This is a genomic window from Bremerella volcania (assembly GCF_007748115.1).
GTDB classification, from domain to species: domain Bacteria; phylum Planctomycetota; class Planctomycetia; order Pirellulales; family Pirellulaceae; genus Bremerella; species Bremerella volcania.
Genome location: NZ_CP036289.1, coordinates 1,480,191 through 1,506,551, shown reverse-complemented (window position 1 = coordinate 1,506,551; position 26,361 = coordinate 1,480,191). Strand labels below are relative to the sequence as shown.

Sequence of the window (26,361 nt, the reverse complement as noted above, 5' to 3'; positions counted from 1 at the left end):
CCTCAGCAGTGCTGGTCCCCGATCGACTTAGCGTACTCGAAAACGCCACCCTTTTTCAAACCTCCCGATTCTCAAGCCCCTTCATCAGTCCCGAGAGCATCTTTGCGATCTCTTCCTGCTTCTCCTTCAACTGATCGTGCCGTTCGTCGTCGATGCGCTTCCGGCGGCGAGCCAGTTCCAGTAGTGGCACGCACTCCTGGGCCGAGCCGCGGGCGATGATGAAGAAATGTTTTCGGTCGGCCTTGGTGAATCGCCCGTTTCCTTCGGCGATGTTGGCCGAGATCGACAAGGCTGCCCGGTTTAGTTGGTCGACGAGGAAACCGTAACCACGGGAAAAGTTCTCGCTGGCGCTGCAGACCTCATCCGCGAAATCGATGGCTTTCTGGTAGACGACGAGCTTCTCGAAGGCAAACGTCATGCGGCTACTCGGGAGAAGTGAGTAGAAAGGAGAAAGTAGACCGAGTAGAGAGGGAGAAAGTGTAGTGGTGGTGAGAATCGTCGCCCTCGTGAAACGGCTTGGCGATCAACGCTCTCCTCTCTACTTTCTCCCCTCTACTCTCTACTGAGGCGACGCCTCAGTCGGGGTAACAGGATTCGAACCTGCGACCTTTTGACCCCCAGTCAAACGCGCTAACCAGGCTGCGCTATACCCCGAGTTTTGTCCCTGTGGTGGTGCCGTTTGGGACACCAGGACTTGGCTTCGGTTCACTCTAGTGGTGGCCGAGGCCTGTGAGGGAAACTACCAATATGCCAACTCTGGGCCTGGGAAACAAGGCCTGATCGGGCATCTCGGCTGTGGCTTATGGTTGACTCTGCGGATAAACGGGCCGGAATCGGGCGTTACGGGGCCGGATTCCGAGAATCGCGGATTTCCCAAGTCTTCGGGTTCAGCTTGGGGACGACGTCGAATTTGTCGAGCGCGGCCGCGATGTCGATGTCGTTATCCAGGCCCAGCCGCAGGACGTTGCGGCCTCCGCGGCTTTTCTTCAGGCGGTCGGCCAGTGTGGTCGCGGTCAGGCCGGTCTTGGCTTCCAGCCAGGCATCGGCGGCGATCTGGGCCTGGTCGTTCAGTTCGATCGGCTTTAGGGCGTCGGCGGAAAGAACGTCGACGATCGCGCCGGCCAGCAGCACGTCTTCCCGCGTGATCTCTCCTGTGGTTCCGGCACACACCACGAAGATATGCGGGCAGTCGGCCAGCTGATTGCAAACGGCCGTCAGGTTGACGAACGCGGCGATATAAATGTCCTGGGCGGTGCGGCAGGCCTGCATCGCTTTGGTGCCATTGGTGGTGGTGAACAGAATTTTCTTGCCAGCGACGGTGCTCTCGGGGTACTCTGCCGGAGAGTTCCCCAGGTCGAAGCCGTCGATCTTCTGGCCGCCCCGTTCGCCTCCTAAAAGCGCGGCAGGCTGCCGGGCACCTTCCTCTTTCGCATCATCAACGTTTAACAAAGGGACGACACAATCGGCTTTATGGGCGATGGCATGCGTGATGGTGGTGGTGGCCCGCAGCACGTCGATGACCACGGCCACGCCGCCAGAGAGGTCGGTTTCCCCCAGCAGGGTCGGCAGCAAAAAGACGTCGATTCGCTTCGTTTTCAAAATTTACTCCTGGGGGCTCGCCAATTTTCCTTTGGCCGCGGCGAATCTAGTATTAGGACAACGACACACCACTTTTGAATTATGACCTGAAAGGGTTCCCTGAGGAATGACGGAGAACAACAACACTCACTCGATCGTCGTCGGCTACATTGCCTGGGCCTTCGGCGTGTTTGGTGCCCACCGCTTCTACTACGGCAAGCCAATCACCGGCGTGATCTGGATGCTGACGCTGGGCGTGCTGTTTATCGGCTGGATCATCGACCTGTTTCTGATTCCCTCGATGGATGCCGAGTGCAACGCACGCTTCAAAGCGGGGCCGGTCGATTACACGGTTGCCTGGCTGCTGACGGTCTTTCTCGGGTACCTGGGCATCCACCGTTTTTACATGGGCAAATGGATCAGCGGCATCATCTGGCTGCTGACTGCCGGCGTGTTTGGCATCGGCTGGATCTACGACTGCCTGACGATCAACCAGCAGGTGGATGAAGTCAACCGAGAACTGGCCGCCACGTAACGTTACAAAAAAGAAAGCCGGCGAGCGACCTGCGTCACTCGTCGGCGTTTCATGTTGATGAAGCGTTGGTGAAAACTACTTCGCCAGCTCTTGAATCTTGGTCGGGCTGCTCGGGTCGAGCTCGAACGTCACCGGGTAGTGATACCCTGCGGCCTTTTCCGGGAACAGCTTTTGCCATGCCCGCACAACCGAGTAGGCGGCGACTTTCACGCCGTACCCCAGCCCCTCGGTATTTTGCGAAAGTGTTTGGCAGCCGAACTTGTGCCGCAGGAAACGATTCGCGCGGAACAGCTTGATGCGGCGGCGAGCCTTCGGCGTGAGGTGTTCGGTGGTGAGCGAAACGTTCAGCCCTTCGATGTTGCTCACGCGATGCGGCGTGTTTTGCGGCCAGGTGATCATCTGCCCTGGTTGCAGGTCGACGACCATCGCTTCCTGATCGTACTCCGGCTTGTAATCCAGCTCTTCATTGCAGACGCCGCAAATGACGTCTTCGACCTTCTTCTGCGTGACGTAGCGTTCGTTGCGTGGTGGATAGGCGAACACGCGCTTCACCCCTCGCAGGTGCCACAGCATGTTGCAGGGAATGTCCAGGTGGTAATACACGAGGGCACTCGGCGAACTGATCAGCAGGTTGGCCGATCGCTCTAAGGCATAGAAGCCCGGGGCCTTCGCTTCGACTTCGTTGTAGATGTCGTTGATCAGTTGGCGGAAGTCGTCGTGATGCTGGGCCATGTTGCGGACGTTCAGCCACAGGCGGCCTGCCTTGGTGGCTTCCAGCAGCTGCTCTCCGGAAAGCTTCGAGGCATCCCCTTCGCGCCACTGGTTCGACTTCTCGTCGGTCCCCATCGTGTGGACGTTCAGGTAGTCGCGCGGATGAGTGTCCAGAATGCGGACCAGTTGTTGATCGTCGAACAGACCGGTATCCAGCAGGTGGTGCTGCGCGGTCAGTGGGGTTTCTTCCAACTGCTGATTGGTGAACGTGCAGTCGACCAGGTTTGTTGCGACCATAATTGGGGGCTCTCGCGCGATTACGTTTGAAAATTGCGGCGTCATCCGCTTGTTAAGGAAGTTTAGGCGCTGCCGGGCGGACAAGTCCCCCACACCTATCCTCTTTCCCCAATCCACCACAAACGATGGTTGGCCCGATTGATTTATTCCCTTCAACCGTTACCAATGGAATAAGCGCCTCGCGGCGTGGCTGATTGTCACCACGCGGGGGATGCGTTATTCTGTCGGCAAGTCAGTCGGTTCGCCGAGTTCGGACTATCTGACCGTCGCTTTCGCCCGTAACGACACCAAATGAGATAAGTTGAGGATCCCAACTATGGCTTACACACTTCCCGACCTGCCGTACGCCTACGATGCCCTGGAACCGCACATCGATGCCCGCACGATGGAAATCCATCACACGAAGCATCACAACGCCTACATCACCAAGGTGAACGCTGCGATCGAAGGTACCGATCTGGAAGCCAAGTCGATCGAGGACCTCGTCGCTGGCATCAACTCGGTTCCTGAAAACATCCGCACTGCCGTCCGCAACAACGGCGGCGGTCACGCCAACCACACCCTGTTCTGGACCGTCATGAAGCCCGGCGGTGGTGGCACTCCTTCCGGCGATCTGGCCGCGGCCATCGACAGCGAACTGGGCGGCTTCGATAAGTTCAAGGAAGACTTCAGCAACGCCGCCGCGACCCGCTTCGGTTCCGGCTGGGCCTGGCTGGTCGTCTCGGGCGGTAAGCTCGAAGTGATGAGCACCCCGAACCAAGACTCGCCGCTGATGGAAGGCAAGACCCCGATCCTGGGTCTGGACGTCTGGGAACACGCTTACTACCTGAACTACCAGAACAAGCGTCCCGACTACATCGCCGCGTTCTTCAACGTGATCAACTGGGACGAAGTCGCTTCCCGCTACGCCGCTGCCAAGGGCTAATTGAACCCAGGGTGCCATGCCCAAGTCCGCTTGGGCGCGCGCACCGGGTACCGACTGTCCAACCCTCTCCCTTGGGAAGGGAGAGGGGACAAGACGTTCTGATAGCATCGCATTCAACGAAGGCCTGATTCCTGAATGAATCGGGCCTTTTTCATGGGCGCAGGGCAATTCTTTAGGGGAATGCCATTGACCCCGATTCGACCCATAACTACGATCCGCCACGATTTCCGGGCCCCGCGTCAAACTGGGTCGGGTTTTCTGAGAATTCGTATCGGAATGGTTGAAGGACGCCTGAACAACTTCCGATCTCAAACTAATGGACGGGTATTCGGGATCGACGTCGAAGCGTTCCGCGGGAACGCCATCCGTCACCGAACACCAAAATTGAAACATCACCGAATGAGTTGGTGAGCGAAAAAGAACCTTTCGCAGATCAGCTCGTGCACATCCGAAGGCAAGGACGCCATGCGAATGCACACCAATCAATGGTCGCTACTGTTCGCCGTAGCCGTTTCCGTCACTTCCGTCGCCGCGACGGGGTGCAAGTCGATGCCCGGCTATCACTACATGGCCAGCTGGGGTGCTCCTGAAAAGGCATCGGCCGGTGCTTCGGAAGCTCCGAAGTATGCTGCGGCTCCTTCTTCGACCTCGACTCCCGTACCGTCGACTGCCCAGTTGGCGGGTCGTCAGTCGGTCACGCCAAATTACTTGGCTGGGGCAACCCAATCGGCCAGCCCATACGCCTACCAGCAGCAACATGCCGCTCAAACGGCTCAGGCTTCGGCGACCTCGATGCAGCCGCAACGCGGTTTCTATGCTTCATCGCCTAGCGGATCGGCTCAGACGGCCGGTGCCCCGCCGCAAGCGGGTTACGGCGCTTACAACCCAAGTACCTCCGGCGGTAGCTACGGTACTTCGCCGGCAGCCTACACGGCCAACGCCAACACCACGTCCACCTACAGCGGCACGTCTCCTGCCGGTTACTCGGCTCCGCCAGCATCGTACACGCAGCCCCAAAGTGGTTCGCAGTACGGCGGCTCGCAGTACAGTGGCTCGTCCTATAGCGGCGGTCAGACTTCCACCTACAGCGGCGGCTCGACGCCAGGTGCCTCGGCTTACCCCAGCACCTCGACTCCAACTGCTCCGAGCTACCCTTCGACCTCGACGCCACAGTCGAGCTACCCATCGACCAACAACTACCAGTCGAACTCGGCCTATCCTTCGACCAGCAGCTACTCGAGCACCTCGGCTCCGAATCCTAATGATTACCAGGCGATGAGCAGCCCGGCCTATCAGACGGCTTCGACCGCCGGAACCGACTCGCATTACCGCCCAGGCGGCACGGCCGACTACAGCGGAAGCACGACCACCAGCGGAACGACTTCCCGCTACGGTAGCACCGAATCGAGCTACCCCAGCACGTCGACCTACACTCGCTAGTCGATCGCAACACAATCCAACAACAACCACGGGGGGAGCATGCTGGTTTGCTCCCCTTTTTTCATGCGCGCACCCAACCCTCCCACTCCCCTCGCCCCGATGGGAAAAGGCCAGGGTGAGGGACGAACGTGGTACCAACTTCTCGAATGCAAAAAGAGAAGACCAACCACGGATGAACACGGATAGAAGAGAAATGGTATGTGGGTGCCACTGCCGCCCCCGGCAGTGCGAAGTTGGTACCCGTTCTCGATTCATTCCCATCCGTAATATCCGCGTAATCCGTGGTCAAAAAATTTTTTTCCGCGCGCACTATCTCACTGAAGCGCTAACCCTCTAAATTGCACGTACACCCGGCGAAGCATCACGCTTCCGGGTGCCAAGCCCACGTTCGCGTGGGCACGCAAACCTTCAACACACTCAAACGTCATGTCCCATCAACACGCACCACAACCTGAAACACACGGAGCTGGCTCAACCGGCCACGCTCCGCAGGTTGCCGTGCGCGAGGGGAATCGGCTTCTCTGCCCTTGCTGCGGAGAAGTGTTGATGATCTTGCAGGAAGAGCCGGCCAACGAGTCGCAGCCCAAAAAATTCTGGCCGCCGAAGATGTCGCCTCCGAAGAGAACGCCGCGGCCCCAATCGGCCACGCTCAACGAAATCATTCGGCGGCAAGAGGCCCAGGAGGAAGCCGCGTTTCAGGCTGCGATGACGAAGGATGTTTCCCACGACGAGCCGCCTGTTGAAGCGTTCGACCCCGACCGGCCCCACTACCGGGCCGACAGCATCGTGGTCGAAATCGATCCGGAGGTCGCGGCGTACGAGTTCCCCGAAATCGATCCTCCCCTGGTGCCCAATGGCTTAACACCCAAACGTTCGCGAAGTGATTCAGGCGAATACCGCGAGCCCCGCGAACGCGACGCCGTGACGCGTTACGAGGAACGAAAGCGTTACCGGCTGCGGCAGCCGCTGCGCGAACCGCTCACGTACGAAGCCGCCCGATTGTACGCGTGGATGTTCTACCGCATGAAAAAGCTCAACCTGCAACTGATCGAGGAGATCACCGCGAAGCAGGCCGAGATCGATGCGCTGGAAGAGGAACTCAACGCACCGGTCGAAGCGGCTTCGAGTGAAGACCAACCGCCAAGCGAAACGCCGCCCCAAGTAGTCTCTCGAGCCGAAACCCAGAAGATCATCACGCCCACACGACGCGAACGTGTGCTTCGTGCGATCGAAAAGCGTGTCCACGCGGACATGGCGTCCGCGATGGAAACACAACGAGTCGAAGCGGCCAACGAGCGCGGGCCGCCTTGATCATGTCAGCCCCAAGGGGGCGACAAGAAAATCCTGTCCCCTCTCCCTCGCAGGGAGAGGGTTAGGGTGAGGGTTTGTTGTGCGGTTTTTGCCTCACATCGCTGGTCGAAAGTTCCGAGCCTATCGCGAACTTCGGTCTCGCATGCGCTTTCAGGCCGGCGGGGATAACCCCTCACCCTGGCCCTCTCCCCTCGGGGGCGAGGGGACAGGAATGCGCGCGCATGCGTCGGCCTTCGTTGAGTGCCAGCACTTGTGGGTTGGATTGCGAGAAAGGGGGTTAGCGCCCCGTTGGACAGAATTTTTGACTGACGATGCGAGACAGCATGCCTTGCACTTTCAGTTTCATCACCTTCTTTTCGGCGGTGGCATTGTCGGCGAACGTACCGACGCGTTTCCAGGCATGTTCCGTCGCATCAAAGACGTCAACGAAAACCTGCCGCGCCATCCCCCCCGGGGCGCTGACGGAAATCCACTTTCCCGCCGAGCTTTGTGTGGATTGATTCATAGCTCAATCTCCCAAGAAATTAGATGCGGTTCTTATTCCATCGAACCATTTCGCGGCGATTGATTACCCAATTTCCAGGTTTTCGGCGGCAAGAGAGGAAATTGAGGCCAACTAGTGCGGTTCACCGAAATCGCTCGGCCTGAGATGCCGAGCGAATGAGGGGTGATTTTAAGAGAGAATGGGGGGCGTTTAGGCAGGCCAAACGCCCCGCGGAAGCGCGAAAACAAGCGGAGTACTCCTCCGCCTGAAAAGGTCGGCAGGCCATTACCAACCCATGACCATGTTCGACTCGATGGCCTTACGAGCCTGGTTCAGGTCGTTGCCGGTCTCGTGCATGTACAAGCGAATCGCATGGACTTTGTCCCCTTCCGCTTTCGAGAGACAATCGCGTGCCACAATGCAAGGATCCAGAGGACCTGTCGTTAAACCCAATGCTGCTTTAGAGATTACCCACGATGTCCGTGGTCTTTTAGAAATGCGAATTACGTCGTCGCCCGGGTAATTGTCGTAGACCTGTCCTTTGGCCTCGTTCTCGTCATCCGCCCACGTGATGACGATGTGAGCGTTTGTTTCCACCTCGAATAGCGCCATGGAGAATCTCCTTCTAACGAAGACTAGGGAAAGCGAGTGAGAAAAGAACCGGCCTCATCCTCTTCTGGCCTGCCCTCGCTTTCTCTCCGACACGCTCGAGTCACTACCACACAATTCGCAACGGATGCGGTGTTAAAGCCAAGCGGCAAAGCGTCGTAGGAGTAAGAAACATAACGAGGCGACCTGGTAGAATAAAATGAGGTAGTTTCCGGCGAATTTAAATCGTCTTCATGCAAGCGTCAACAAAATTTCCAGCTTAAACTTTTACGGAAAAACAAGGCTGAAATCGGTAGTGGTCGGGTGTCTGCCGTTGTTCTCCGAAGTGGCCTGTTTCTGGTAGAATGCAAGCAATCGTTGAGGAAGAAACGAATACCCATTTTCTTTCCGCAAAATCCGATGGATGCCCATGTCTGAGTCGAATTCGACCGAATCCCAATCCGCCCCTGCCCCATCGCCGAGCCCTTCGCAGGTTCCGCCACCGAGACGACCTCCCTTGGTTCCCGTGTTGATTGCGGTCGGGTTACTTTCCGCGATCTACGTTGGCTACTCATTTTTTAATCCCAAGTCGATGGCCCAGTGGAAATGGGCCGCGGCGGTCGATGCGTTAGAGAAAGACAACCTCGACGAGGCAAAGAAACTAGCCGAGCAGGCAACTGCGTGGGACCCCAAAAATGCGGAACTGCGATTGCATATCGCGGAAATGCATTATCGTGAGGACGAAACAACCGAAGCCCGAATTCAAATCGAAGAAGCGATCGCTCTGGGTAAAAACGATCCACAGGTGATCACGCAGGCAGGCTTCCTTTTGTCGCGCATGGGTCAACATGACGGAGCCTTGATGCTGGCCGATCGACTGGTCGACATCGCCGAGAAAGAGAAGACGATCCACATGCACCAGGCCCTCAACCAGCGTGCCTACGCGATCGCCATGGCCGCCGCGGACGAAGCCGCCACGCCAGAACAAATCGCCAAGGGTAAGAAGGACATCGACCTGGCGATTGAGTACTACGGCGACGACGCTTCCTACGTCGATACGCGCGGCTACCTCAAAGTATTCGATGGCGACTTGGAAGGTGCGGTGAAAGACTTCGACGCGGCGATCGAGTTTTACGAGACCACGCGAACCGACCTGCTCGCCGAATTGACTCCGGAGCAGATCGACAACATGCCCAGTGGGGTGACGTTCGTCGACAACCAGCTCAAGCAGATCTTGGCGGTCCTATATTCGCACCGGGCCATCGCCCACGAGAAGCTTGGCAATGAGGAAGAAGCCAAGCAAGATAACGACCTGGCCGAGAGCTACGGGCTCGATCGCAAACGGGGCATCTGGTAACGCAGTACAGGGCGAACTAAACGGTTTCAACCGGATGCGGTTCACGCGAAGTGGCTTTGTCGGTTTCACGCTTACCAAGCGATTTCTCCAACGTTCGAACCTCTTCGAGGAGCGCCTCGGCGTCCTCGTGCGGAACGTTCGCATCGACCTGACCGGCAGCCGAATGCTCTTGCACGCTGTCGCCGTTGTGACAGTAGATGCAATTGCGACCGCGCGACTTGGCACGGTAGAGGGCCGCATCGGCACGAGCCAGCAGGGTTTGCGGTTCGTCGGTGGCGCTGGCCTGGGCCACGCCTCCACTGACGGTGACTTTCAGTTTCTGTTCCACCGCTTCGCGAACGCGCTCGGCAAAGATCAATGCCCCGGCCAGATTGGTCGACGGCATGAGGATCACGAATTCTTCACCGCCGTAGCGCGTGACCACGTCGGTCTCGCGGACGCAGTTGTCGATCAGGCTGGCCACTTCCTGAAGAACCCGGTCTCCTTCAAGGTGACCATACTCGTCGTTGATCTTTTTGAAGTGATCGACGTCGAGAATGCAGAGCGAGAAGGTCAGCTCGTAGCGGTCCTTCATCGCGAACAAGCTTTCCAGGCTATCGTCGAGCGCGCGGCGATTGCTCAGGCCGGTCAAAGGATCGGTGCGCGACTCGGTGAAGGTCATCAGCAGGTTGGCTTGCTGACGGACTTCGTCGTAGGCGTTGGCGATTTGAGCCGAGAGCCGCATGGTAGGGCTGAGCATCCGTTCGGCCTCTTCGCACAGCGTTTGCCACGACTCGCCGGTTTCTTTCTTTTTGGAACTCATCAAAAGGATGCGTTCCTTGAAGTGAGCGATGCTCGACTGATGCGAAGCCAGGTTGCGACGAACCTCGCGCGAGATTTCTTCCAGCTGTTTGACGATGGCCTTGGCGCGTTTCAGTTCGCGGCGAGCATAGGCTTGCTCGGACGAAACGGGGCGGTGATTGCGTTTTCCGAGGAAGTATCCGATCAGGGCGATCAACGCCATAGCTACCGGAGTCGGAATTCCCAAAATCCAGTCTTCCATCCTGGCTCTTTCCTAACGCACGCTAAAGGGACTCGATTGACTACCTATCTCTCTATCTCTGTCTCGTATCGTCGATGGTCCGGCCTAGCCGCGGGTTTTGCCCCCCACGCCTTGCATGCAAATAATGCCGAAGCCCACCACCACCGCGAATGCGATCGTCCACTCCAGGGTTCCCATGCTGACGACGAAGCTTTCCGTCTCACGAACCACATGAAATACGAAGTCGCGCATTGCCAGTTTTCCGAAACGTAGAAAGGAAACAAAAAAGGTTCCACTCTTTAACGCTAGGTCACAGAACCATGTTAGGGCGGGAATTCAGGCGAAAATGCAGGGTTCGCGCGAACGTAAAGGCTGGCGTTGGGTCAAATAGAAACGACATAACTGGCATTTGTCGCGAAATCGGGCCCGGATAGAAATTGCGATCAAATTATCGCCAGGGGGGCCTTGAGTTTCAGAGCGATGGGCCTATATTAACGTATCTCAACCTGAGTTGGGGCCGTAGCTCAATTGGTTAGAGTACCGGACTGTCGATCCGGTGGTTGCGGGTTCGATCCCCGTCGGCCTCGCTTTAAAGCGAGAAGGCAGCGTTGGAAGTCCAATAGCTGCCTTATTTTATGCGCTGTTGGCACCCCTTGGCGGATCGCACCTTTCTGGCCGGAAAATGGCCTCGAAAAAGCTCTGATTTTCGAGACCTCTTTCGCTCGTGGATGCCCCTCGACTGGCGGTCATCTGACCGCCACATCGTGACGAGCGACGAGCGACCGCTGCGGTTATTTTTACCTCGGCTTTGAGACACATGTTGTCAGCATGACAACAAAACCTCCCGTCTTCCCCTGCCACTAGATTCGCTGCAAGCACTTATAGCGTCATTACTTAGGCGAATACTCGCCGAATTGGCACGGTCGCTGCTTTTCTAGATAAGCAGATCACAAAGGGGGTCGCAGCTGGGAAACACGGGTTTTCCGCTGTGAAAAGTACGCTGCTTATTCCAGGAGAAGATGAGTTATGAAGTCGCTTTTGATTGCTGCTGTTGTTGCTGTTGGTTTGATGGTTGGTGGAGCCGCTTCCACTGCGGAAGCTGGCGGCCCGCATGGTGGCTATCGCGGCCATCACGGCCACCATGGGCATTACGGTCATAGCTACCACCGCCATGGTTATCACAACCACAGCTACCACCGACATTACTACCCGAGCCCGTACCAGTACCGTTCGTACTACTACGGTCGTCCGAGCTACTACGGCGGCAGCGGGTTCTACTACGGTAGCCCAGGCTTCTCGGTCGGTATCCGCTTCTAAGCGATGCCGAGTGAAGAACGTCTGACGTGGCAACGCCCCTTGGCCTTTGACGGCTGAGGGGTTTTTGCTGCGCTCACTCGGCCTGATCACCCCTCGTTCTTCCCTCCAAAGGGCACTAAATTGGAAGACAAACGCACACGAGGGAAGTTGGACTGATGTTGCATCTGAAATCAGAGACCGGCCAAAGGTGGCTTGAGCAGGTCGAAAAGAACACCGACGAGGTCCTGATCGATCATGCCCACTGCGAAAAGAAAGCAGCCGGCACGGCCCTCAATCTGATGTTCGCCTATATCGAAGACGAAGAGCTGTGCCGCGAGATGACCTCGATCGTTAACGAGGAACTCGAGCACTTTCACATGGTGCGCGAGATCCTCAAGCAACGCGGAATCGAGTTTCGCCGCCTGAAACCGAGCACCTATGGCAGCCAGTTGCACGAGTTAATCCGCAGTGGCGAACCGCAGCGGGCCGTCGATCGGCTGCTGATTGCCGGACTAATCGAAGCGCGCAGCTGTGAACGATTCGGCCAGCTTCGCAAGCACCTGCCAGATGCCCAGTTGCGTGATTTCTACGATAGCCTGTTCGAATCGGAAGCACGCCACCACGCCGTGTACGTGCGACTGGCCAAGCACTACGCCCCCGAAAGTGAGGTGATGGCACGGCTGGACGAACTGGCCACGGCGGAAGCGGCTATCATTGCCACCGGAGACGAGAACGCTAGGATGCATAGTTAGCAGCCTGTTGATCCCGGCGAGTTGATGCCCCATCCCGATTTGCTACACTCAGACTTTTTGCCCTTACTTACTTGCGAGAACAGACGGCACTCAAAGACTTGAACGCCGTTTGTGAAAGAATCCAGACTCCCCATGAGCACCGATACCGAGCTGAAGAGTTCTCCTACCCACCCTGCCCTCGCCGGCCTCAACAAGGCGGTCCAAGGGCTCCGGGAAACGGGCCAGTATTTCTTCGAGCGTGGCTGGTCCGTCGGCACGAGCAGCAACTACAGCGTCGTCGTCAATCGCAGCCCGCTGCAACTGGTCGTCACGGCCAGCGGCATGGATAAGGGGCGGTTGGCTCCAAACGATTTCGTGCGTTGCAACTACGACGGCAACCAGGTCGATGCCGACAACATGCCGACGACCGATCAGCCGCGTTCTTCGGCCGAGACTCAGTTACATGTCGTTCTGGCCCGCATGGAAGACGTCGGTTCGGTGCTGCATACGCATTCGGTCTGGGGCACGCTGCTGTCCGATACGTTCGGCGATGCTGGGGGCTTCGAGATCGAAGGGTACGAAATGCTCAAAGGCCTGGCTGGTGTGAAGACGCACCAGCACACCGAGCATGTGCCCGTGTTTGAGAACACGCAAGACATTCCCCGGCTGGCCGAAAGGGTCGAGAAGCGCATACACGACGAGTCGCTGCCCCCCATCCACGGCTTCCTCATCCGCAACCACGGCTTGTATACCTGGGGCGAGGACCTCGCGGAAGCTCGACGCCATATCGAAATTTATGAGTTCCTCTTCGAGGTCGTAGGCCGTAAACTAGCCGCACAAGGCAAGCTTTGCCCTGCCAAGTAAGCTCGCACATCCAATCACTTTTCGCACACGTCATCCAGAACTAGTTTCGCCCCTTTGAGGCGAAGGGAGAGATCGGCACCATGGCCAGCATTTCCGTACCTGACGAAAACCGAACCATCACCGACGCTTCGGAGATCAGCGACTTCCTCAAGCCGTTTGGCATCTGGTATGAAAAGTGGGACGTCGCCGGCCGCATCGGGGAAAAGGCCACCAACGAAGAGATCCTGGAAGCGTACAAGCCCGAGATCGATCGCCTGAAAGAACAAGGCGGTTTCGTCACGGCCGACGTCATCAACGTCTCGCCAGAAACGCCCAACCTCGACGCGATGCTCGAGAAGTTCAACAAAGAACATACCCACAGCGAAGACGAAGTCCGCTTCACCGTTGAAGGACGCGGCGTCTTTCACATCAATCCGGAAAACGGCCCGGTCTTCGCCGTCCTCGTCGAATCGGGCGACCTGATCAACGTGCCGCGCGACACGCAGCATTGGTTCAACCTGTGCAGCGATCGCCATATCCGCTGCATTCGCCTGTTCGAAGACCCATCGGGCTGGACGCCGCACTACATGGAAGATGGCGTGCACGTGAAGTATTCGCCGCTGTGCTGGGGTCCTGACTACCTGGCCAAAGCCGACGACATCGATCCGGTGGTGAAGCTCTAATGGCGGCACCAGCCTGGAACGTCATTCTGCTGGACATCGAAGGAACGACTTCGAGCGTTTCGTACGTGTTCGACGTCATGTTCCCCTACGTCCTGCGCGAGCTTGACAACTACCTCAAGTGCGAGTGGAACGACCCGGCGCTTGCCCCTGTTCTCGATCAGATCGCCCAGGATGCGGGTTGCGAAGACTTCGCCACTTGGACGGCCGACTGCGCCGACGAAGCCGAGCGACGTGCTGAGGTCGCGGCCGAGATTCGTCGGCTGATGGATGGCGACATTAAAGCGACCGGGCTGAAGGCCTTGCAGGGGATGATCTGGAAGGATGGCTTCGAACGCGGCGAGTTAGTCGCCCAGGTTTACGACGACGTGCCGGAAGCGCTCGAGGCCTGGACCTCGGCCGGGCTTCGCGTCTACATCTATTCGTCCGGCAGCATCGGGGCCCAGAAGCTGTTCTTTGGACACAGCGAAGCCGGTAACCTCTTGAAGTACTTCTCCGGCCACTTCGATACGACGACCGGCCCCAAGAAGGAAGCCAAAAGCTACGACACGATTGCCGCCGCGGTGGGCGAGGCCGCCGAAAAGGTGCTGTTCATCAGCGATATCGTGGCCGAGCTAGATGCCGCCAAAGAGATCGGCATGGATACCCGGCTGAGCATTCGCCCCGGCAACAAACCGGTGGAAGATGGCCACACGCACGAGGCGATCACCAGCTTCGCCCAGGTTTCTATCGGCTAGCGTTGCATCGCCAGCAGGCGGAGAAATCCGCAAATCTTGCCATCTTTTGGGCTCGGCCTGCCCAACACTTGTCGACTTCGATGCGTACCGTACGATGACAACGATCGAAATCGATTCGGCAAGCACGGACGGATAGGACTTTCTTTCTCGCACGGAATGCGACCTGCTTTGAAGCCGCGAAGACCACTACGGACTCGCATTAAAAAGGCCAGCAAACATGGTTCGCATCCTCTGCACTCTGACCGTCGTCAGCATTCTTGCTACCAGCCCGGCGCTTGTATGGGCAGGCTCCCCCGTTCAGTTTGACGTCGGGTACCTCACCCCGGCGAATGACGTGACGACGCCCGAGTTTCAAAATGCTCGTCCCGGTTTTCGTCTGCTACAGATGGACTTGATGATCTCGACGATGGTCGACTCGCGCGTCGCGGATGACCTGATCGAAACGACCTTCTTCGTCGAGTTGCACAACCCACGCATTCAGATCGAAGACTTCTCGCCGCAAACCACTTTGCAGAGCCCTTACGCCGGTAACATCTCGAAAGAGAACCGCACCGAACTCGATCTGAACGGCAAGCTTTCGGCGAACGAGCGTTTCGACAAAAGCCTGGGAGCCGACGCGACCCTCGGCTTCAACCGCAAGCAGGCCACCGTCGAAAAGGTAGACGTCCTACCGGAGCTGAAGCTGGTGGCTGCCAGCGGAACGATTCATCGCGGCCGCGGCGTCTACTTTCGCTTCAACCGTACCAAGCAAACGAGCCTGGAAGGTACGACCATGCTCGGCATCGTGCTGGCCGTGCCGGAAAGCTGGTCGGCCGATACGATGAGCGTTCGCTGCCAGGCGAAGATTCGCCAGTCAGTTGTGCCCGGGGCACCGTCGCAGGAAACCGAGCTGCCGGAGTCGCAGTACACCGTGGCCATCTACCAGGCCGGCGAACGTTACGCCGCCGAGGTGGCCGAACGTTACATCCAGGAAGAGTCGCGCTGGATTGAGACGAAACGCAAGTACGCCGACGAGATCCACGATCGCAGGAAGGATTCGCCGCTGGATTACCTGACGTCGATCGTTCGCCCGAGCAAACCGATCGGCAACATCGACCAGTACCTGGCCCGTTCCCCCAAACAGGCAACCCGCGAGTTGCCGCCGCCGGTGGTCGATGCTTACTTCCGGTTCCAGCAAGCGAAGTCCCTGATGGACGGCTGCAGCGGCTTACGCCCTTTAGCCAACTCACGCGCCCTCGACAAAACGATCGCCAACGCGCCCATCACGATTGAAGTGAGTGATGAGTAAGGTATTGAGTGAGTGATGGGTAAGGGGTTAAGCGAGAGATAACAGGTTCTTTTCCTGTCCCCTCTCCACCGTCCTCGGGGGAGAGGGTTAGGGTGAGGGGGCCTTTCGCAGGTCAAGAATTGCATGCGAAACCTGTGTACCCATCGCCGACAAGCGGCAAACGAGTGGACGTTACCAAGATAGAATCAATCCCTCTTGTTTCTACTCGATGCATGAGCCGCTTGTGGCCTGCGGCCACCCAGAGAGAAATCTCTGGGCCAGCCTGATTCGTTAGGCGATTCGAGGGAAACGTCGCTCAGGAAACCCTCTCCCTGCGAGGGAGAGGGGACAAGATATTGCGATCGCAAGACCGCGATTAGCCGGTCGTTTCCAGGTCGAGGTATTCGACGGGGACGCTTTTGAAGACTTCTTCCATGCTCGTTTCGCCGCGGGCGACTTTCAGCATGGCGGCCTTGCGGAAGGTGATCATGCCCATCCCTTCGGCCAGTTGTTCCAGCTCGTGGGTGGGCTTGCGGTTGATGATCGCATCGCGGAGCGTCTTGTTGATGGTGACCATCTCGAAGATCGCCGTACGGCCTTTGTACCCTTCGTTTTCGGCCGTCGGATCGGGACCGTAGAAGTAAGTCCCTTGGCCATCTTCCAGCAGCGACTCGATGTCGGCGAACGTATTGCCGGCGGCACCCAGTTCATACTTCACGCGAGTCTCGGGATCGAGGACGCGGACCAGGCGCTGGGCGATCACACCCCGCAAACAACTGGCCAGAAAGTAAGGATGGATATCGAAGGACAACATGCTTTGCACGGCACCAGTGGCGACCGGAGCATGTAGCGTGGCGAACACAAGATGGCCACTATTGGCGGCACGCACGGCGGTGACTGCCGTTTCCTTGTCGCGAATTTCGCCCACCATGATCACGTCCGGCTGCTGACGAATGACGCCCCGCAGGAGGTCCGAAAAGTCAAGCCCGACCTTCAAGTTGACTTGCGATTGACGAATGCCAGGTAGCGAGAACTCGATCGGATCTTCGAGGGTATTGATCTTGCGATTGCCGTCGTTGAGATGCTGCAGGCAAGCGTACAGCGTGGTGGTTTTGCCGGTGCCGGTCGGGCCAGTGACCAGCACAAGCCCGGAAGACGACTGCAGCATTTCCATCAACGCGTTGCGGTCGTGACGACCGAGACCGATCTCGTCGATCGACAGCAGGTTGTTTTCACGGTCGAGCAAGCGAACCGTGAGGTCTTCCCCTTCGCGGGTCGGAATCAGGTTCAACCGGAGGTCGATGACTTTCTCGTCGTCGCGATAGATCCAACGGCCATCCTGTGGCCGGCGACGCTCGGTGATATCGATTCCGGCGAGCGCCTTGACGTAGTTCAACAGTTGACGCCCTTCAGCGGACGGCAGACTGGTGATGGGCCGCATCCGACCCCATAACCGCATCGCGACCTGGTACTCAGGCTCGCCAGCGAAGATAAACAGATCGCTGGCACCGGTCATCGACGAATGCTCGATCAGAAGCCGCATCTGGGCTTCCGTATCGAGATTGCTCATTTTGACGTGCGTGAAGTCGATGCCTTGCGAGCGATCGTGCTTGTGGCCACGGTCGATCTCTTGCGACGAATCGACCCCATTCGAATTATGTTTCTGCGTTGACACCAGCTAGTTTCTCCGCTTCCGCGGCGTTGGCCGCGTTATCAAAGACAAGATCCATGCGCATCAATTTAAAGACGTTGGCAACCGCGGGAGGTGCCGAATAACAAATCATGCGCCCCCCCTTCTCGGCGAAACGTTTGTGACAAACCAGAAGCCAGCCGATGCCGCTCGAGTCAATCACTTCCGTATCTTTGAGGTCCAGCAGCACCGTCAGGGTGTAAGCATCTGGCCCCAATAGACTCGAAATGGGCTCTTTGTCGCGGGGGATGCCGTCCTGGCTGACTTTGCCAGATACGGCGATATGAACGTGGCTGTCTTTGGTTGAGATGATCTGTAGATTCATGAGCAAGCCAAGTCGTCGCGTCTCGCGGTTGCGAAGGCGCTGATCTATTAAGTAGTCACATCGAGTCGTCGTTCAACGCACGCTGCACCAGGAAAAGACTTGCCGGATAACCCTGGGGCAACCAGCAAGCTGCGCAGTTTTAGTCGAACGTTCGGCAAATCAATCCGCCATCAGCAAGGATGGTCGTCCCTGTAATGTAGGCACCGGCATCGCTACCTAGCAACAAGGCAGGCCCCACCATGTCGATCGTTTCCCCCCACCTTTTCACGGCGGTCCGCTCGGCGAAACGTTTTTTTTGCTCGTCGTTTAACAAGCTCATGGGGAGGTCGGTCGCGATTGGGCCGGGGCATATGCAATTGACGGTAATGCCGTATGGACCCAATTCTAACGCATGCGCCCTGGCCATCCCAATAAGTGCTGCTTTCGTTCCGGAATACAGCCCCCGACCAGGATTGGAAGCCATCGCCATGACACTGGAAAGGTGAATGATTCGCCCCCAACCTTTTTCCTTCATGCTAGGGACGACATGACGAGCTAAACGCATGCACGCGGTGAAGTTCAGTTCTAACACTTCATCCCAAACTTCGTCGGTAGTTTCCGTTAAGATTTGAGGTTTGTTTGTTCCGGCGTTGTTCACCAGCACGTCGATCCCCCCAAATGTTTGCAAAACATCGACCGCCATCGCGCCCACCTCTTGGCGGTCCCCCATGTCGCAGACGCGGTACTCGACCTGGACACTCAGCCCCTGGGCGATTTCGTCAGCGGCGGCTTCCAATTCGTCTTGATGACGGGCCGTGATGCAGACATTCGCTCCACATTCGGCGAACGCTCGGGCAACGGTCTTACCGATCCCCTTGCTTCCCCCGGTAACGAGAACGGCGCGACCTGTCAGATCAAAGAGGCTTTTTACGCTCATGGCAGTTTTCCTTTTGCCTCCCGCGAATTGAGGTGCATTTAAAAAAAGGGGCCTCGACCGAGTTTCTCGGTCGTGACCCCCTGTCTGTTCTGATGGTTGGGTTTCGGATTGTGGCAGTTAGCCGCCGAGTGCTTCGACGACCAGGTCGCCCACTTCCGTCGTTCCGTAGCCCATCTTGCCGGCACTTTGGCTCTTCATCTTGGTACCGGTAACGGTTTGGATGGCCTTCAAAACGCGTGCCCCGGCAGCCGGCTGACCGGTGTGTTCCAGCAGCATGGCCCCGGCGCTGATTGCCGCGATCGGGTTGATCACGTTCTTGCCGGTGTACTTCGGAGCACTTCCCCCCATGGGTTCGTACATGCTGGTACCGCCTGCATCCGGGTTGATGTTGCCGCCGGCAGCCACACCCATGCCGCCCTGCAGGATGCCGGCCAAGTCGGTGATGATGTCGCCGAACATGTTGGTCGTGGCGATCACGTCGTAGTACTCGGGGTTCTTGACCATCCACATGCAACAGGCATCGACGTGGTTGTAGTCCGGCTCGACGTCGGGGTAATCCTTGGCGACTTCCTGGAAGGTTCTCCACACCAGGTCGTGCCCGTAGGTCAGCACGTTGGTCTTGGCGACCAGGGTCAGTTTCTTACCCTTCGGGTTGTTTCGCTTCTGGGTGTACTCGAAAGCCCAACGCAGCCAACGCTCGCAACCTTTGCGGGTATATATGGCGGTCTGCGTGGCGACTTCGTCCGCGGTCCCCTTCTTCAGGAAACCACCGATACCGGCGTAAAGATCTTCCGTGTTTTCACGCACGACGACGAAATCGATTTCTTCCGGCCCCTTGTCCTTCAGCGGAGTATCGACGCCTGGGTACAGCTTCACCGGACGCAAGTTGATGTATTGGTCCAACTGAAATCGAAGCTGCAGCAGCAAGCCTTTTTCCAGAATACCAGGGGCGACGTCGGGGTGACCGATCGCTCCGAGGAAGATGGCGTCGAACTTACGCAGTTGGTCTACGGCACCTTCCGGCAGGATTTCACCTGTCTTCAGGTAATGATCCCCACCAAAACCGAACTCGGTCGTTTCGATGGTGAAACCTTCCAACTTCGCGGCTGCGTCCATCACTTTCAGGGCTTCCGCGGTTACTTCAGGTCCAGTTCCATCTCCACCAATTACGGCAATTTTCATGTTCGACATCTTTTTGGAAGGTAGGGGTGCAGTTCGTTGTTCATCACGACCGCCACTTGGCGGCCAGTCGCTAATCAATCAGGCCAACATGCGGTCAAACCTTCAGTTTATCCGTCATTCGGAGGAGGAACAACGGCCCTCCAGGCCCTCGCCAGGCGTCAAACGGCCGGCGTCAAAGTTCCTTCGTAAACCGAGTCATCCTCACAACTTATCTTCACCACGAGGAGGCTCCTGTCGGTTAGCTCGCGAAAGTGGCCGACGGCAAGGCACCTTCTCTCAACTGTGCAGTCGCGCGGAAATGGCCCCGTTACGTTTGAGTACATGAAGAGAGAGTGAAGAAAGCATGATTTAAGTGTTTCCTGGCAGTCAACTTTGTTGCAAATTAAATCCAGGCCCCTCTAAACTAGATCGCGTCGCATTGAGCCACTCCTGAAAGTGCCCCAGCGGCGTGTCGGTCGCAAGTCGCATGGCTTGACCTTCCTGAAAAACACCCGTTTTCTTCGCATAATTCTAACTTTCGTATTTTTTTCAGTTTTGGAGAATCTCATGAACGTCCGCTCTCGCAAGCCTGGTTTCACGCTGGTCGAACTGCTGGTGGTCATCGCGATCATCGGCATCTTGATTGCTCTTTTGTTGCCTGCAGTTCAACAAGCCCGAGAGGCGGCTCGCCGCATGCAGTGCACCAATCACCTCAAGCAACTTGGCCTGGCACTTCACAACTATCACGACACCCATGGCAATTTCCCGTATGGCTTTCGCCTGGGCAACATCGGCAACCGCGACTGCTGGTTTCAGCGGATTCTGCCGTTCGTCGAGCAAGACGCGCTGCAAGGGGTTTACGAAGAATGCATCCGCACTCCCAAGTCCAGCGGTGGCAATCTGAGCGGCGGCTACTCGTACGTTTACACGGTTCCCTCGACCTTCAAGGGAAGCCTCCTGGGGGGCGCAGTGATCAGCATCTTCAACTGCCCTTCCGAGCCGAATAACCCCGCTTACTGTCGAGGCAACCAGGTAGGCAACTACGTGCTGTGCAATGGTGCCGACTTCTTCAAGCGGACGGCCAACCCGTCGAACAGTACCAAGGGGATGTTCTACTACGATTCGAGCACCGGCTTTAACGACCTCACCGACGGTAGCTCGAACACGGTGATGGGGAGCGAAGCGATCATTCGCGGCGCCAATCGCCCGGGACACATTTATGATGCCGGCGGCTACTGGCAGGGAGCGAACCACGGCGAAGGCTTCTTTTCGACGCAGCAATCCCCCAACACTTCGCTGCCGGACCTGATCGTTCGTAGCGATACCAACAACAACGAATGCACCAATGGCGACTGGGACCGCATCGCTCCCTGCGAAGACGTCGGCTACGACGACAACAACTCGAGCGGCGGTTACCGCAACTCGGCTCGCAGCTACCACGCTGGCGGCGTGAATACGGTGCTGGGGGACGCTTCGGTGCGGTTCGTTCCCGAGACGATTGATCTCACCACCTGGCGAGCCCTGGGAACGACTGGCAACGGTGAAGTTCTCGGCAACTTTTGATCTCGCTCTTTGATTCGGCCTCATGACAGGCAGTGCCCGACGCTCGCGCAAGCCACGTCGGTACTGCTTGTCTTTTCTTCATTCCACGTCCTTATTCATTTCCTGGTGATCGCAATGAACATCTCATGGACCTTTCGGTTGGCTTGCCTGCTTTCGTGCTGTCTATTGATTGCCGCCGCCGGTTGCTCGGCTGGCAATGGCGATGGCACGACGCTGGTTTACGGCACGGTGACTTTTGACGGCAGCCCGTTGGAAAGCGGCAAAGTGATTCTCGAACCGGTTCAAGCGGGCGAGCGTCCCTATGCCGCTTCGATCCACGACGGCAAGTTTCAGTTAAGTGCCACGCCAGGCAAGAAGATCGTGCGCATCACGGCGACACGCCTGGAAGATCCCAAGAAGCTTTCGGCCGACATGAAGCGAAGCATGGAAGTCGGCGGAGCGGGGACCGTGCCGGTGCAGTACATCCCTGCCCAGTACAATCAAAACTCCGAACTCACGGTCGAGATCGATGCCGCCGGCGGCAATCAGTTGGCGTGGGATCTGACGAAGTAAGCACCTGACTGGCTGCCGGCGCTGGCCCATGTCGCGAGACGATCCACCTCTGGCGCACGATCATCGGTGCGCAGTGGGCATCAAGCAAAGGTCACACCGAGATGACTCGGTGCGGCTAATTCTCGCTGAACGAGATCTGCGCGGCCTGATTCTCGCGACCGACAGGATCTCGCATGTATTGCTGGTAGCAATCACGGCAGAGCCGGAAATCCTGCGGGGTTTGATCCTCGTGCAGCGTGGGGTCTTCGATGGGGTAAACCTGTTCGAGAGTGTCAGCGAGAACCGAGAGATTATCTCGGTCGGTATCGTCGTAATCGGTTTCGTCGAAGTAAGGCTCAATCTCCAGAAACGCAGTGACACGGACTACAAAGCACGGATCACAGCTTTTGTCAAAAACTTGCTGGCAACACTGGCAAGTAAATTGACTCATCAGATAGGTCCTTCCTTTTGGCACTTGATAAGGCCGTGTAGAACACGGCAGGTAAGCAGTTTTTCATCCTAACCTTGTTAAACATCGCGAAGCAATACGAGTCTGTGGAATAAAACGCAGCAGACGAGTTACCGCGAAAATATGCGTGAAATCGACTTGACTTCATTCGTGAAAGTAGCTTCGAGCGTCGCAGGGACTTGCGTATCGTTTTCGCCTCGTTCGTTCGATCCGCGCATGAAAAAAGTCGCAACCTTTGGGTTGCGACTTTGATCTATTTTACTCACGCCAGGAGTCCGAACGCCGACTATTGATCGGCCAGTGGCTCTTTCTTTTCGGTGATCACTTCGCACTGTGGTGCCATCTCGGCGTTCAGTTCGATGAAGCCGTTCCATTCTTCAGGCACGTTGTCTTCGTGGAAGATCGCTTCCACGGGACACTCAGGCACACACGCTTCGCAGTCGATGCATTCTTCGGGATGAATGTAGAGAATCTTGTCCCCTTCGTAGAAGCACTCGACGGGGCAAACAACGACGCAATCCGTGTACTTGCAGTTAAAGCACGGTTCGCAGACTACGTGAGTCATCCTAGGTATCTCCTGACCACTAAAGCGGTGTTGAAAACATGTTCTCGTCAGCGGGGCAGCTACAGTTGATCTTGCCCCCAATCGCAAGTCGCGTCTATGAAAGGTATTCAGTCGCGACCTTCTCCTCGTTTTTTATTCCTGTCTCAATAAGTTGTCAAGGCAGCCATGCCTCATTTGGCCCCATATCCCAAGTGAAAACCTGTATTGAGCATAAGTCTCAAGTTATTTACTTTCTCTCAGTCTCAATTCGCGTCGTTTTATCGCCCAGAGTGTAGCCATGAAAGCCAGTTCCGCCGATCTTCAACTGTTGGAAGACCTTTTCGCATCCCCTACCGCGAACTGGCGGCGGTTTATCGATCGCTATACCAGCACCGTCATTCAGGTGGTGCAGCATGCCCGGCAGAGCCAGAAATGGACCCTCACCCAGAAGGAAGCCGACGCCGTCGTGGTCGCCACCTTCGAGCGACTGGCGGAAAACGATCTGGAGATTCTACGCCGATTCGACACAAGCGGAAGCTTCACGACATTCCTGACCGTGGCCTCTCGGCGGATTGTGATCCTGGAACTCCAAGACCGAGTCGCCCAGCAGCGAATCCAAACCGCGCTCAAAGATGACTCCGCCCGGCGATTACAGATCCCAGGCTCGGCGGCATAGCACGCGAGCGATCGACGAAGTCTCCTTAGCCCCAACGGGGCGACAGATAATAGCCAGGGGCGCGAGCCCCTGGTAAGGTCGGCGAATTGGATGTTGCCAATGAGAACGTTCGCTCCAACTCACCGGTGATACATGAGCCGCTTGTGGCCGGTGGCCACTCAGGGATAACTCTCTGAGCCACCCGTCTCTTTGCAGGACTAATGCAGTCCGCGGATCGGGGGTGACTGGTAGTCTTGCTGGGCGGCCGTTTCGTACACCGGCCTTACCGCGTTGACGGCCCCGGTGGGCGTATTGCTTCCCAGCGGAAAGCCCCCTCCGGACGGATACGGTGGGCTCGATTGCGGATAGCCGGTTGGTGCCTGCTGCACAGGGGCGTAGTTATTAGCTGGCAGCGGCTGTCCCGAGGGAAGCATCTGACCGTTATTAGGATAGGGCTGGCTCGTGGGAGCATACGGTGCCCCCGGCAACGGCTGACCACTGGGGAGTGGTTGTCCGCTGGAGTAGGCCTGACCGCCAGGCAGCGGCTGCCCAGCATTATGTACCAGGTTGATCTCAGGCACATCAGGACGTTGCGGTCGACTGAACGTGCCGGTCCCTTCGGTCAGCTGATTGATGCGGTAACCGATCACCGAGATCGAGAAGTCCATCCCCGACTTTGGCAGACGAATGTCGACCTTGTACGGCAGCGAAACGCCGTAGCTGGGATCGTAACGGTGATTGGTGGCCAGCGCTGAAGCGATCGGCTGCCCCGCGGCGTCGTACATGTGCTGCTCGAGCACGTAGCCGTACTGCTTGTCGATGACGGTAACCTTGGTGATCTGCCCGGCCGAAGAGTTCATCGTCGTGCGGATCTCGTAGTTGCCGGATGCCGTCGGGAAAGGTCCCTGGTGGAAGTCGTTGGGGTCGAAGCGAGCCAGCCCCATGGCCTGGGCTACCCAGCCTGGTTCGACCGGCAGCATCGTTTTGGCCATCGTCTGGTTGAATTCGTCGTGCCGGGCATACATCAGCCCTGGCGAGTTGAACCCGCGGCCCCACACCCAGAACTCTTGCTCGTTGCTGCCCAGGTCCAACAGTTGACCGGTCAGTGCCGTTTCGCCAATCATGCGAAACTTCGTCGGGGGCATCATGTAGATCTGAGCCCGGATCGAAGGAAACCCCTGCAGGCCCAACGTCGCGCCGGTTGATTCGAGCGACTGCACGCGCTGCGTGTTCATGTTGACCTGGGCCATCAACTGCTCCATCGTCGGCGGGGCATTGAAGACGACCGGGGGCTGATACATCGGGTCGACCTGCTGAGTAAATTGCGGGCAACCGGCACCGCAAGCGAAACCAACCAACAAGATCGCGACGATCCCCTGCAGCTTGAATTGTGTCACTGGCGCATCCTTGCGTTCACTTTGTTACTGCTGGTCCGTTGGCTGGTCGCCTGTTTGAAGCAGCGACGTCAGTTCGTTTTGAATCTCGGCAATCCGCTGGGAGGTTGGCTCGACGACAGGAATCTTGTAGTTCCCCTCGCGTTTGAGTCCAACCAGCACCATGCGTTCGATGCCGTCTTCTCCTTTCTCGGTCTCTTCCATCCGCACGATCTTGCGGCGCACCATCAGCAGCGCGACGACGTAAGCGGCATCTTGCTGTTTAGGATCTTGCAACAGTTGCTCGAAGTAATCGAGCATGATGTCGTGCGGGGCCCAACTGACCTTGGCCGACTGAGGATCGGGGATGGTGGCCTTCCACCAACAGATCGCGCTTTCGGGCGGGCCTTGCCAGGCCTCTTTGCTGTAGTCTTGCCGGACCACCTCGGCCCCTTCCGGGACCAGGACCGAAAAGTACTCGTCGCCGGGGCGCAGTTCGCGCTCGGTGGCGTGGCACTTTTTCGTGCAGCGTTGAATGTCGAAGTCGATCATGACAGCCATCTTCCAAAAAGTTGGGGGCGGCAGATCGTACGGAAATTGATGCCGCGACTCAAGATGGACGCGGCCGTGGGTGCTATCACTTCACGATAGCACCTGCGAGAAGACCTTTCCAAGTTGGCCCAGTCTAATACGCGGTAAAGAAGCGGTTGCTGCTGCCGCCGTGGCCGATGCGAATGCGGATCTGCTTGGCACACTTGGGGCAGTTGCCGACGTAGTGCGTGCGGTCTTTGTTCTGATAGATCCGCGAGTAGATGCTGCAGCAATCAAACTTCACCCCCAGAAACGGGCGCGGCTTGCGCTCGTCCTCGGCTTTCGGCTTTGGCTGACCGTATTCTGGTTCGTTGGTGACGTCCAAGCGATCCGTCATGGCTTGGTACCCTTCTCCTGACCGCCTATTGGTTAGAAGTCTGACTGCTTGAAATATCGGACAGATGCCCCGCCGATTTTGCCCAAATTGCCGTTAAGGTCCGAGGAAATCGCGGTTTACGAAAAAACGCCCGGTTGACCGAACCTGCAAGCGGAAGTAGAGTCATTCATAGCAAATCCACTCGAACCCGAGCAAGATTTAACCATGAACCAAAACCTCCTGCTGCTGCAACTGCTGCTGATCACCTCCGGGTGTTAGGGAAGGTTTCACGTTCGCACAAAACGAGATCACCAAAAGCCCTAAGGCCCAATACCTTAGGGCTTTTTTTGTTGACGTAAGTTCCCCTGATAAAATCATGGCGATCCCCGCTTTCCACAAATTCGACGGAGTGGCCAGTGTGTCGAT

General features: G+C 57.3%; 30 protein-coding genes and 2 tRNA genes. 15 read left to right on the top strand and 17 right to left on the bottom strand.

Features of this window, described 5'->3' with window-relative positions; translation table 11 throughout:
- Nucleotides 1–55 precede the first annotated feature (55 nt).
- The 3 genes from Pan97_RS06110 to Pan97_RS06100 form a co-directional block, all read right to left on the bottom strand.
- Nucleotides 56–418: a four helix bundle protein gene (locus Pan97_RS06110; RefSeq protein ID WP_144971238.1), complete on the bottom strand. Its 363-nt coding sequence runs from the start codon at nucleotides 416–418 to the stop codon at nucleotides 56–58.
- Between the two features lie 161 nt (nucleotides 419–579).
- Nucleotides 580–654 (bottom strand) — tRNA-Pro (locus Pan97_RS06105).
- 186 nt (nucleotides 655–840) lie between these two features.
- Nucleotides 841–1,599, bottom strand: a complete 759-nt coding sequence (locus Pan97_RS06100; protein ID WP_196782295.1) for a 2-phosphosulfolactate phosphatase — start codon at nucleotides 1,597–1,599, stop codon at nucleotides 841–843.
- 106 nt (nucleotides 1,600–1,705) lie between these two features.
- Between Pan97_RS06100 and Pan97_RS06095 the strand changes: the two genes are divergently transcribed.
- A complete protein-coding gene (locus Pan97_RS06095) occupies nucleotides 1,706–2,113 on the top strand; it encodes an NINE protein (protein ID WP_144971237.1) in 408 nt (135 codons plus the stop codon).
- Between the two features lie 75 nt (nucleotides 2,114–2,188).
- Here Pan97_RS06095 and Pan97_RS06090 read toward each other — a convergent pair whose 3' ends face one another.
- Entirely contained in the window at nucleotides 2,189–3,121 is a 933-nt protein-coding gene (locus Pan97_RS06090) for a cupin-like domain-containing protein (RefSeq protein ID WP_165698635.1), read from the bottom strand.
- A gap of 316 nt (nucleotides 3,122–3,437) precedes the next feature.
- On the opposite strand from Pan97_RS06090, the gene Pan97_RS06085 reads away from it, so the two are divergent.
- The 3 genes from Pan97_RS06085 (at nucleotide 3,438) to Pan97_RS06075 (ending at nucleotide 6,797) form a co-directional block, all read left to right on the top strand.
- Entirely contained in the window at nucleotides 3,438–4,046 is a 609-nt protein-coding gene (locus tag Pan97_RS06085; RefSeq protein ID WP_144971235.1) for a superoxide dismutase, read from the top strand.
- A gap of 465 nt (nucleotides 4,047–4,511) precedes the next feature.
- Nucleotides 4,512–5,486, top strand: coding sequence for a hypothetical protein (locus tag Pan97_RS06080; protein ID WP_144971234.1), 975 nt, complete (start codon nucleotides 4,512–4,514; stop codon nucleotides 5,484–5,486).
- 426 nt (nucleotides 5,487–5,912) lie between these two features.
- Entirely contained in the window at nucleotides 5,913–6,797 is an 885-nt protein-coding gene (locus Pan97_RS06075) for a hypothetical protein (protein WP_144971233.1), read from the top strand.
- 277 nt (nucleotides 6,798–7,074) lie between these two features.
- Here Pan97_RS06075 and Pan97_RS06070 read toward each other — a convergent pair whose 3' ends face one another.
- Both Pan97_RS06070 and Pan97_RS06065 read right to left on the bottom strand, forming a co-directional pair.
- Nucleotides 7,075–7,302, bottom strand: a complete 228-nt coding sequence (locus Pan97_RS06070; protein ID WP_144971232.1) for a hypothetical protein — start codon at nucleotides 7,300–7,302, stop codon at nucleotides 7,075–7,077.
- A gap of 264 nt (nucleotides 7,303–7,566) precedes the next feature.
- Complete coding sequence (locus Pan97_RS06065) at nucleotides 7,567–7,893, bottom strand: DUF6793 family protein (RefSeq protein WP_105350828.1); 327 nt, start codon at nucleotides 7,891–7,893, stop codon at nucleotides 7,567–7,569.
- Between the two features lie 406 nt (nucleotides 7,894–8,299).
- Here Pan97_RS06065 and Pan97_RS06060 point away from each other — a divergent pair, with 406 nt between their 5' ends.
- Nucleotides 8,300–9,226 (top strand): tetratricopeptide repeat protein, encoded by a 927-nt coding sequence (locus tag Pan97_RS06060; protein WP_165698633.1) that lies wholly within the window; start codon nucleotides 8,300–8,302, stop codon nucleotides 9,224–9,226.
- 16 nt (nucleotides 9,227–9,242) lie between these two features.
- On the opposite strand, the gene Pan97_RS06055 is transcribed toward Pan97_RS06060, so the two are convergent.
- On the bottom strand, nucleotides 9,243–10,268 hold the full coding sequence (locus tag Pan97_RS06055; protein WP_144971230.1) for a GGDEF domain-containing protein: 1,026 nt from the start codon (nucleotides 10,266–10,268) through the stop codon (nucleotides 9,243–9,245).
- Nucleotides 10,269–10,352: 84 nt separating this feature from the next.
- Nucleotides 10,353–10,499, bottom strand: coding sequence for a hypothetical protein (locus Pan97_RS26210; RefSeq protein WP_165698632.1), 147 nt, complete (start codon nucleotides 10,497–10,499; stop codon nucleotides 10,353–10,355).
- A gap of 261 nt (nucleotides 10,500–10,760) precedes the next feature.
- On the opposite strand from Pan97_RS26210, the gene Pan97_RS06050 reads away from it, so the two are divergent.
- The 7 genes from Pan97_RS06050 (at nucleotide 10,761) to Pan97_RS06020 (ending at nucleotide 15,822) form a co-directional block, all read left to right on the top strand.
- A tRNA-Asp gene (locus tag Pan97_RS06050) sits at nucleotides 10,761–10,834 on the top strand.
- Nucleotides 10,835–11,273: 439 nt separating this feature from the next.
- A complete protein-coding gene (locus tag Pan97_RS06045) occupies nucleotides 11,274–11,564 on the top strand; it encodes a hypothetical protein (RefSeq protein WP_144971229.1) in 291 nt (96 codons plus the stop codon).
- Nucleotides 11,565–11,719: 155 nt separating this feature from the next.
- Complete coding sequence (miaE, locus tag Pan97_RS06040) at nucleotides 11,720–12,295, top strand: tRNA-(ms[2]io[6]A)-hydroxylase (protein WP_144971228.1); 576 nt, start codon at nucleotides 11,720–11,722, stop codon at nucleotides 12,293–12,295.
- A gap of 132 nt (nucleotides 12,296–12,427) precedes the next feature.
- Nucleotides 12,428–13,138, top strand: coding sequence for a methylthioribulose 1-phosphate dehydratase (gene mtnB, locus Pan97_RS06035; RefSeq protein ID WP_144971227.1), 711 nt, complete (start codon nucleotides 12,428–12,430; stop codon nucleotides 13,136–13,138).
- Nucleotides 13,139–13,218: 80 nt separating this feature from the next.
- Complete coding sequence (locus Pan97_RS06030) at nucleotides 13,219–13,800, top strand: 1,2-dihydroxy-3-keto-5-methylthiopentene dioxygenase (RefSeq protein ID WP_144971226.1); 582 nt, start codon at nucleotides 13,219–13,221, stop codon at nucleotides 13,798–13,800.
- On the top strand, nucleotides 13,800–14,534 hold the full coding sequence (gene mtnC, locus Pan97_RS06025; RefSeq protein ID WP_144971225.1) for an acireductone synthase: 735 nt from the start codon (nucleotides 13,800–13,802) through the stop codon (nucleotides 14,532–14,534). Before Pan97_RS06030 ends, mtnC begins: the two co-directional genes overlap by 1 nt.
- Before the next feature lie 217 nt (nucleotides 14,535–14,751).
- The gene (locus Pan97_RS06020; RefSeq protein WP_144971224.1) at nucleotides 14,752–15,822 is read left to right on the top strand and encodes a hypothetical protein; all 1,071 of its coding nucleotides are present in this window, start codon (nucleotides 14,752–14,754) and stop codon (nucleotides 15,820–15,822) included.
- 355 nt (nucleotides 15,823–16,177) lie between these two features.
- Here Pan97_RS06020 and Pan97_RS06015 read toward each other — a convergent pair whose 3' ends face one another.
- The 4 genes from Pan97_RS06015 to Pan97_RS06000 all read right to left on the bottom strand — a co-directional run bounded on the left by Pan97_RS06015 (nucleotide 16,178) and on the right by Pan97_RS06000 (nucleotide 19,914).
- Nucleotides 16,178–17,476, bottom strand: coding sequence for a GspE/PulE family protein (locus tag Pan97_RS06015; protein ID WP_196782294.1), 1,299 nt, complete (start codon nucleotides 17,474–17,476; stop codon nucleotides 16,178–16,180).
- Entirely contained in the window at nucleotides 17,457–17,816 is a 360-nt protein-coding gene (locus Pan97_RS06010; protein WP_144971223.1) for an STAS domain-containing protein, read from the bottom strand. The genes Pan97_RS06015 and Pan97_RS06010 overlap by 20 nt, the downstream gene beginning before the upstream one ends.
- Nucleotides 17,817–17,955: 139 nt before the next feature.
- On the bottom strand, nucleotides 17,956–18,732 hold the full coding sequence (locus tag Pan97_RS06005) for an SDR family NAD(P)-dependent oxidoreductase (RefSeq protein WP_144971222.1): 777 nt from the start codon (nucleotides 18,730–18,732) through the stop codon (nucleotides 17,956–17,958).
- Between the two features lie 117 nt (nucleotides 18,733–18,849).
- On the bottom strand, nucleotides 18,850–19,914 hold the full coding sequence (locus Pan97_RS06000; protein ID WP_196782293.1) for a 3-isopropylmalate dehydrogenase: 1,065 nt from the start codon (nucleotides 19,912–19,914) through the stop codon (nucleotides 18,850–18,852).
- Nucleotides 19,915–20,460: 546 nt separating this feature from the next.
- Here Pan97_RS06000 and Pan97_RS05995 point away from each other — a divergent pair.
- A complete protein-coding gene (locus tag Pan97_RS05995; protein WP_144971220.1) occupies nucleotides 20,461–21,456 on the top strand; it encodes a DUF1559 domain-containing protein in 996 nt (331 codons plus the stop codon).
- 114 nt (nucleotides 21,457–21,570) lie between these two features.
- Nucleotides 21,571–22,008: a hypothetical protein gene (locus Pan97_RS05990; protein ID WP_144971219.1), complete on the top strand. Its 438-nt coding sequence runs from the start codon at nucleotides 21,571–21,573 to the stop codon at nucleotides 22,006–22,008.
- Between the two features lie 115 nt (nucleotides 22,009–22,123).
- Here the strand turns inward: Pan97_RS05990 and Pan97_RS05985 are convergent, their stop codons facing one another.
- Both Pan97_RS05985 and Pan97_RS05980 read right to left on the bottom strand, forming a co-directional pair.
- A complete protein-coding gene (locus Pan97_RS05985; protein WP_144971218.1) occupies nucleotides 22,124–22,438 on the bottom strand; it encodes a hypothetical protein in 315 nt (104 codons plus the stop codon).
- Nucleotides 22,439–22,742: 304 nt separating this feature from the next.
- A complete protein-coding gene (locus Pan97_RS05980; RefSeq protein ID WP_105350693.1) occupies nucleotides 22,743–23,021 on the bottom strand; it encodes a ferredoxin family protein in 279 nt (92 codons plus the stop codon).
- Between the two features lie 277 nt (nucleotides 23,022–23,298).
- Between Pan97_RS05980 and Pan97_RS05975 the strand changes: the two genes are divergently transcribed.
- Nucleotides 23,299–23,676, top strand: coding sequence for a hypothetical protein (locus Pan97_RS05975; protein WP_144971217.1), 378 nt, complete (start codon nucleotides 23,299–23,301; stop codon nucleotides 23,674–23,676).
- 197 nt (nucleotides 23,677–23,873) lie between these two features.
- Here the strand turns inward: Pan97_RS05975 and Pan97_RS05970 are convergent, their stop codons facing one another.
- The 3 genes from Pan97_RS05970 to Pan97_RS05960 all read right to left on the bottom strand — a co-directional run bounded on the left by Pan97_RS05970 (nucleotide 23,874) and on the right by Pan97_RS05960 (nucleotide 25,956).
- Nucleotides 23,874–25,052: a hypothetical protein gene (locus Pan97_RS05970; RefSeq protein ID WP_144971216.1), complete on the bottom strand. Its 1,179-nt coding sequence runs from the start codon at nucleotides 25,050–25,052 to the stop codon at nucleotides 23,874–23,876.
- A 24-nt stretch (nucleotides 25,053–25,076) separates the two neighbouring features.
- The gene (locus Pan97_RS05965) at nucleotides 25,077–25,580 is read right to left on the bottom strand and encodes a hypothetical protein (RefSeq protein ID WP_144971215.1); all 504 of its coding nucleotides are present in this window, start codon (nucleotides 25,578–25,580) and stop codon (nucleotides 25,077–25,079) included.
- A 133-nt stretch (nucleotides 25,581–25,713) separates the two neighbouring features.
- Nucleotides 25,714–25,956, bottom strand: coding sequence for a hypothetical protein (locus tag Pan97_RS05960; protein WP_196782292.1), 243 nt, complete (start codon nucleotides 25,954–25,956; stop codon nucleotides 25,714–25,716).
- Nucleotides 25,957–26,361 lie beyond the last annotated feature (405 nt).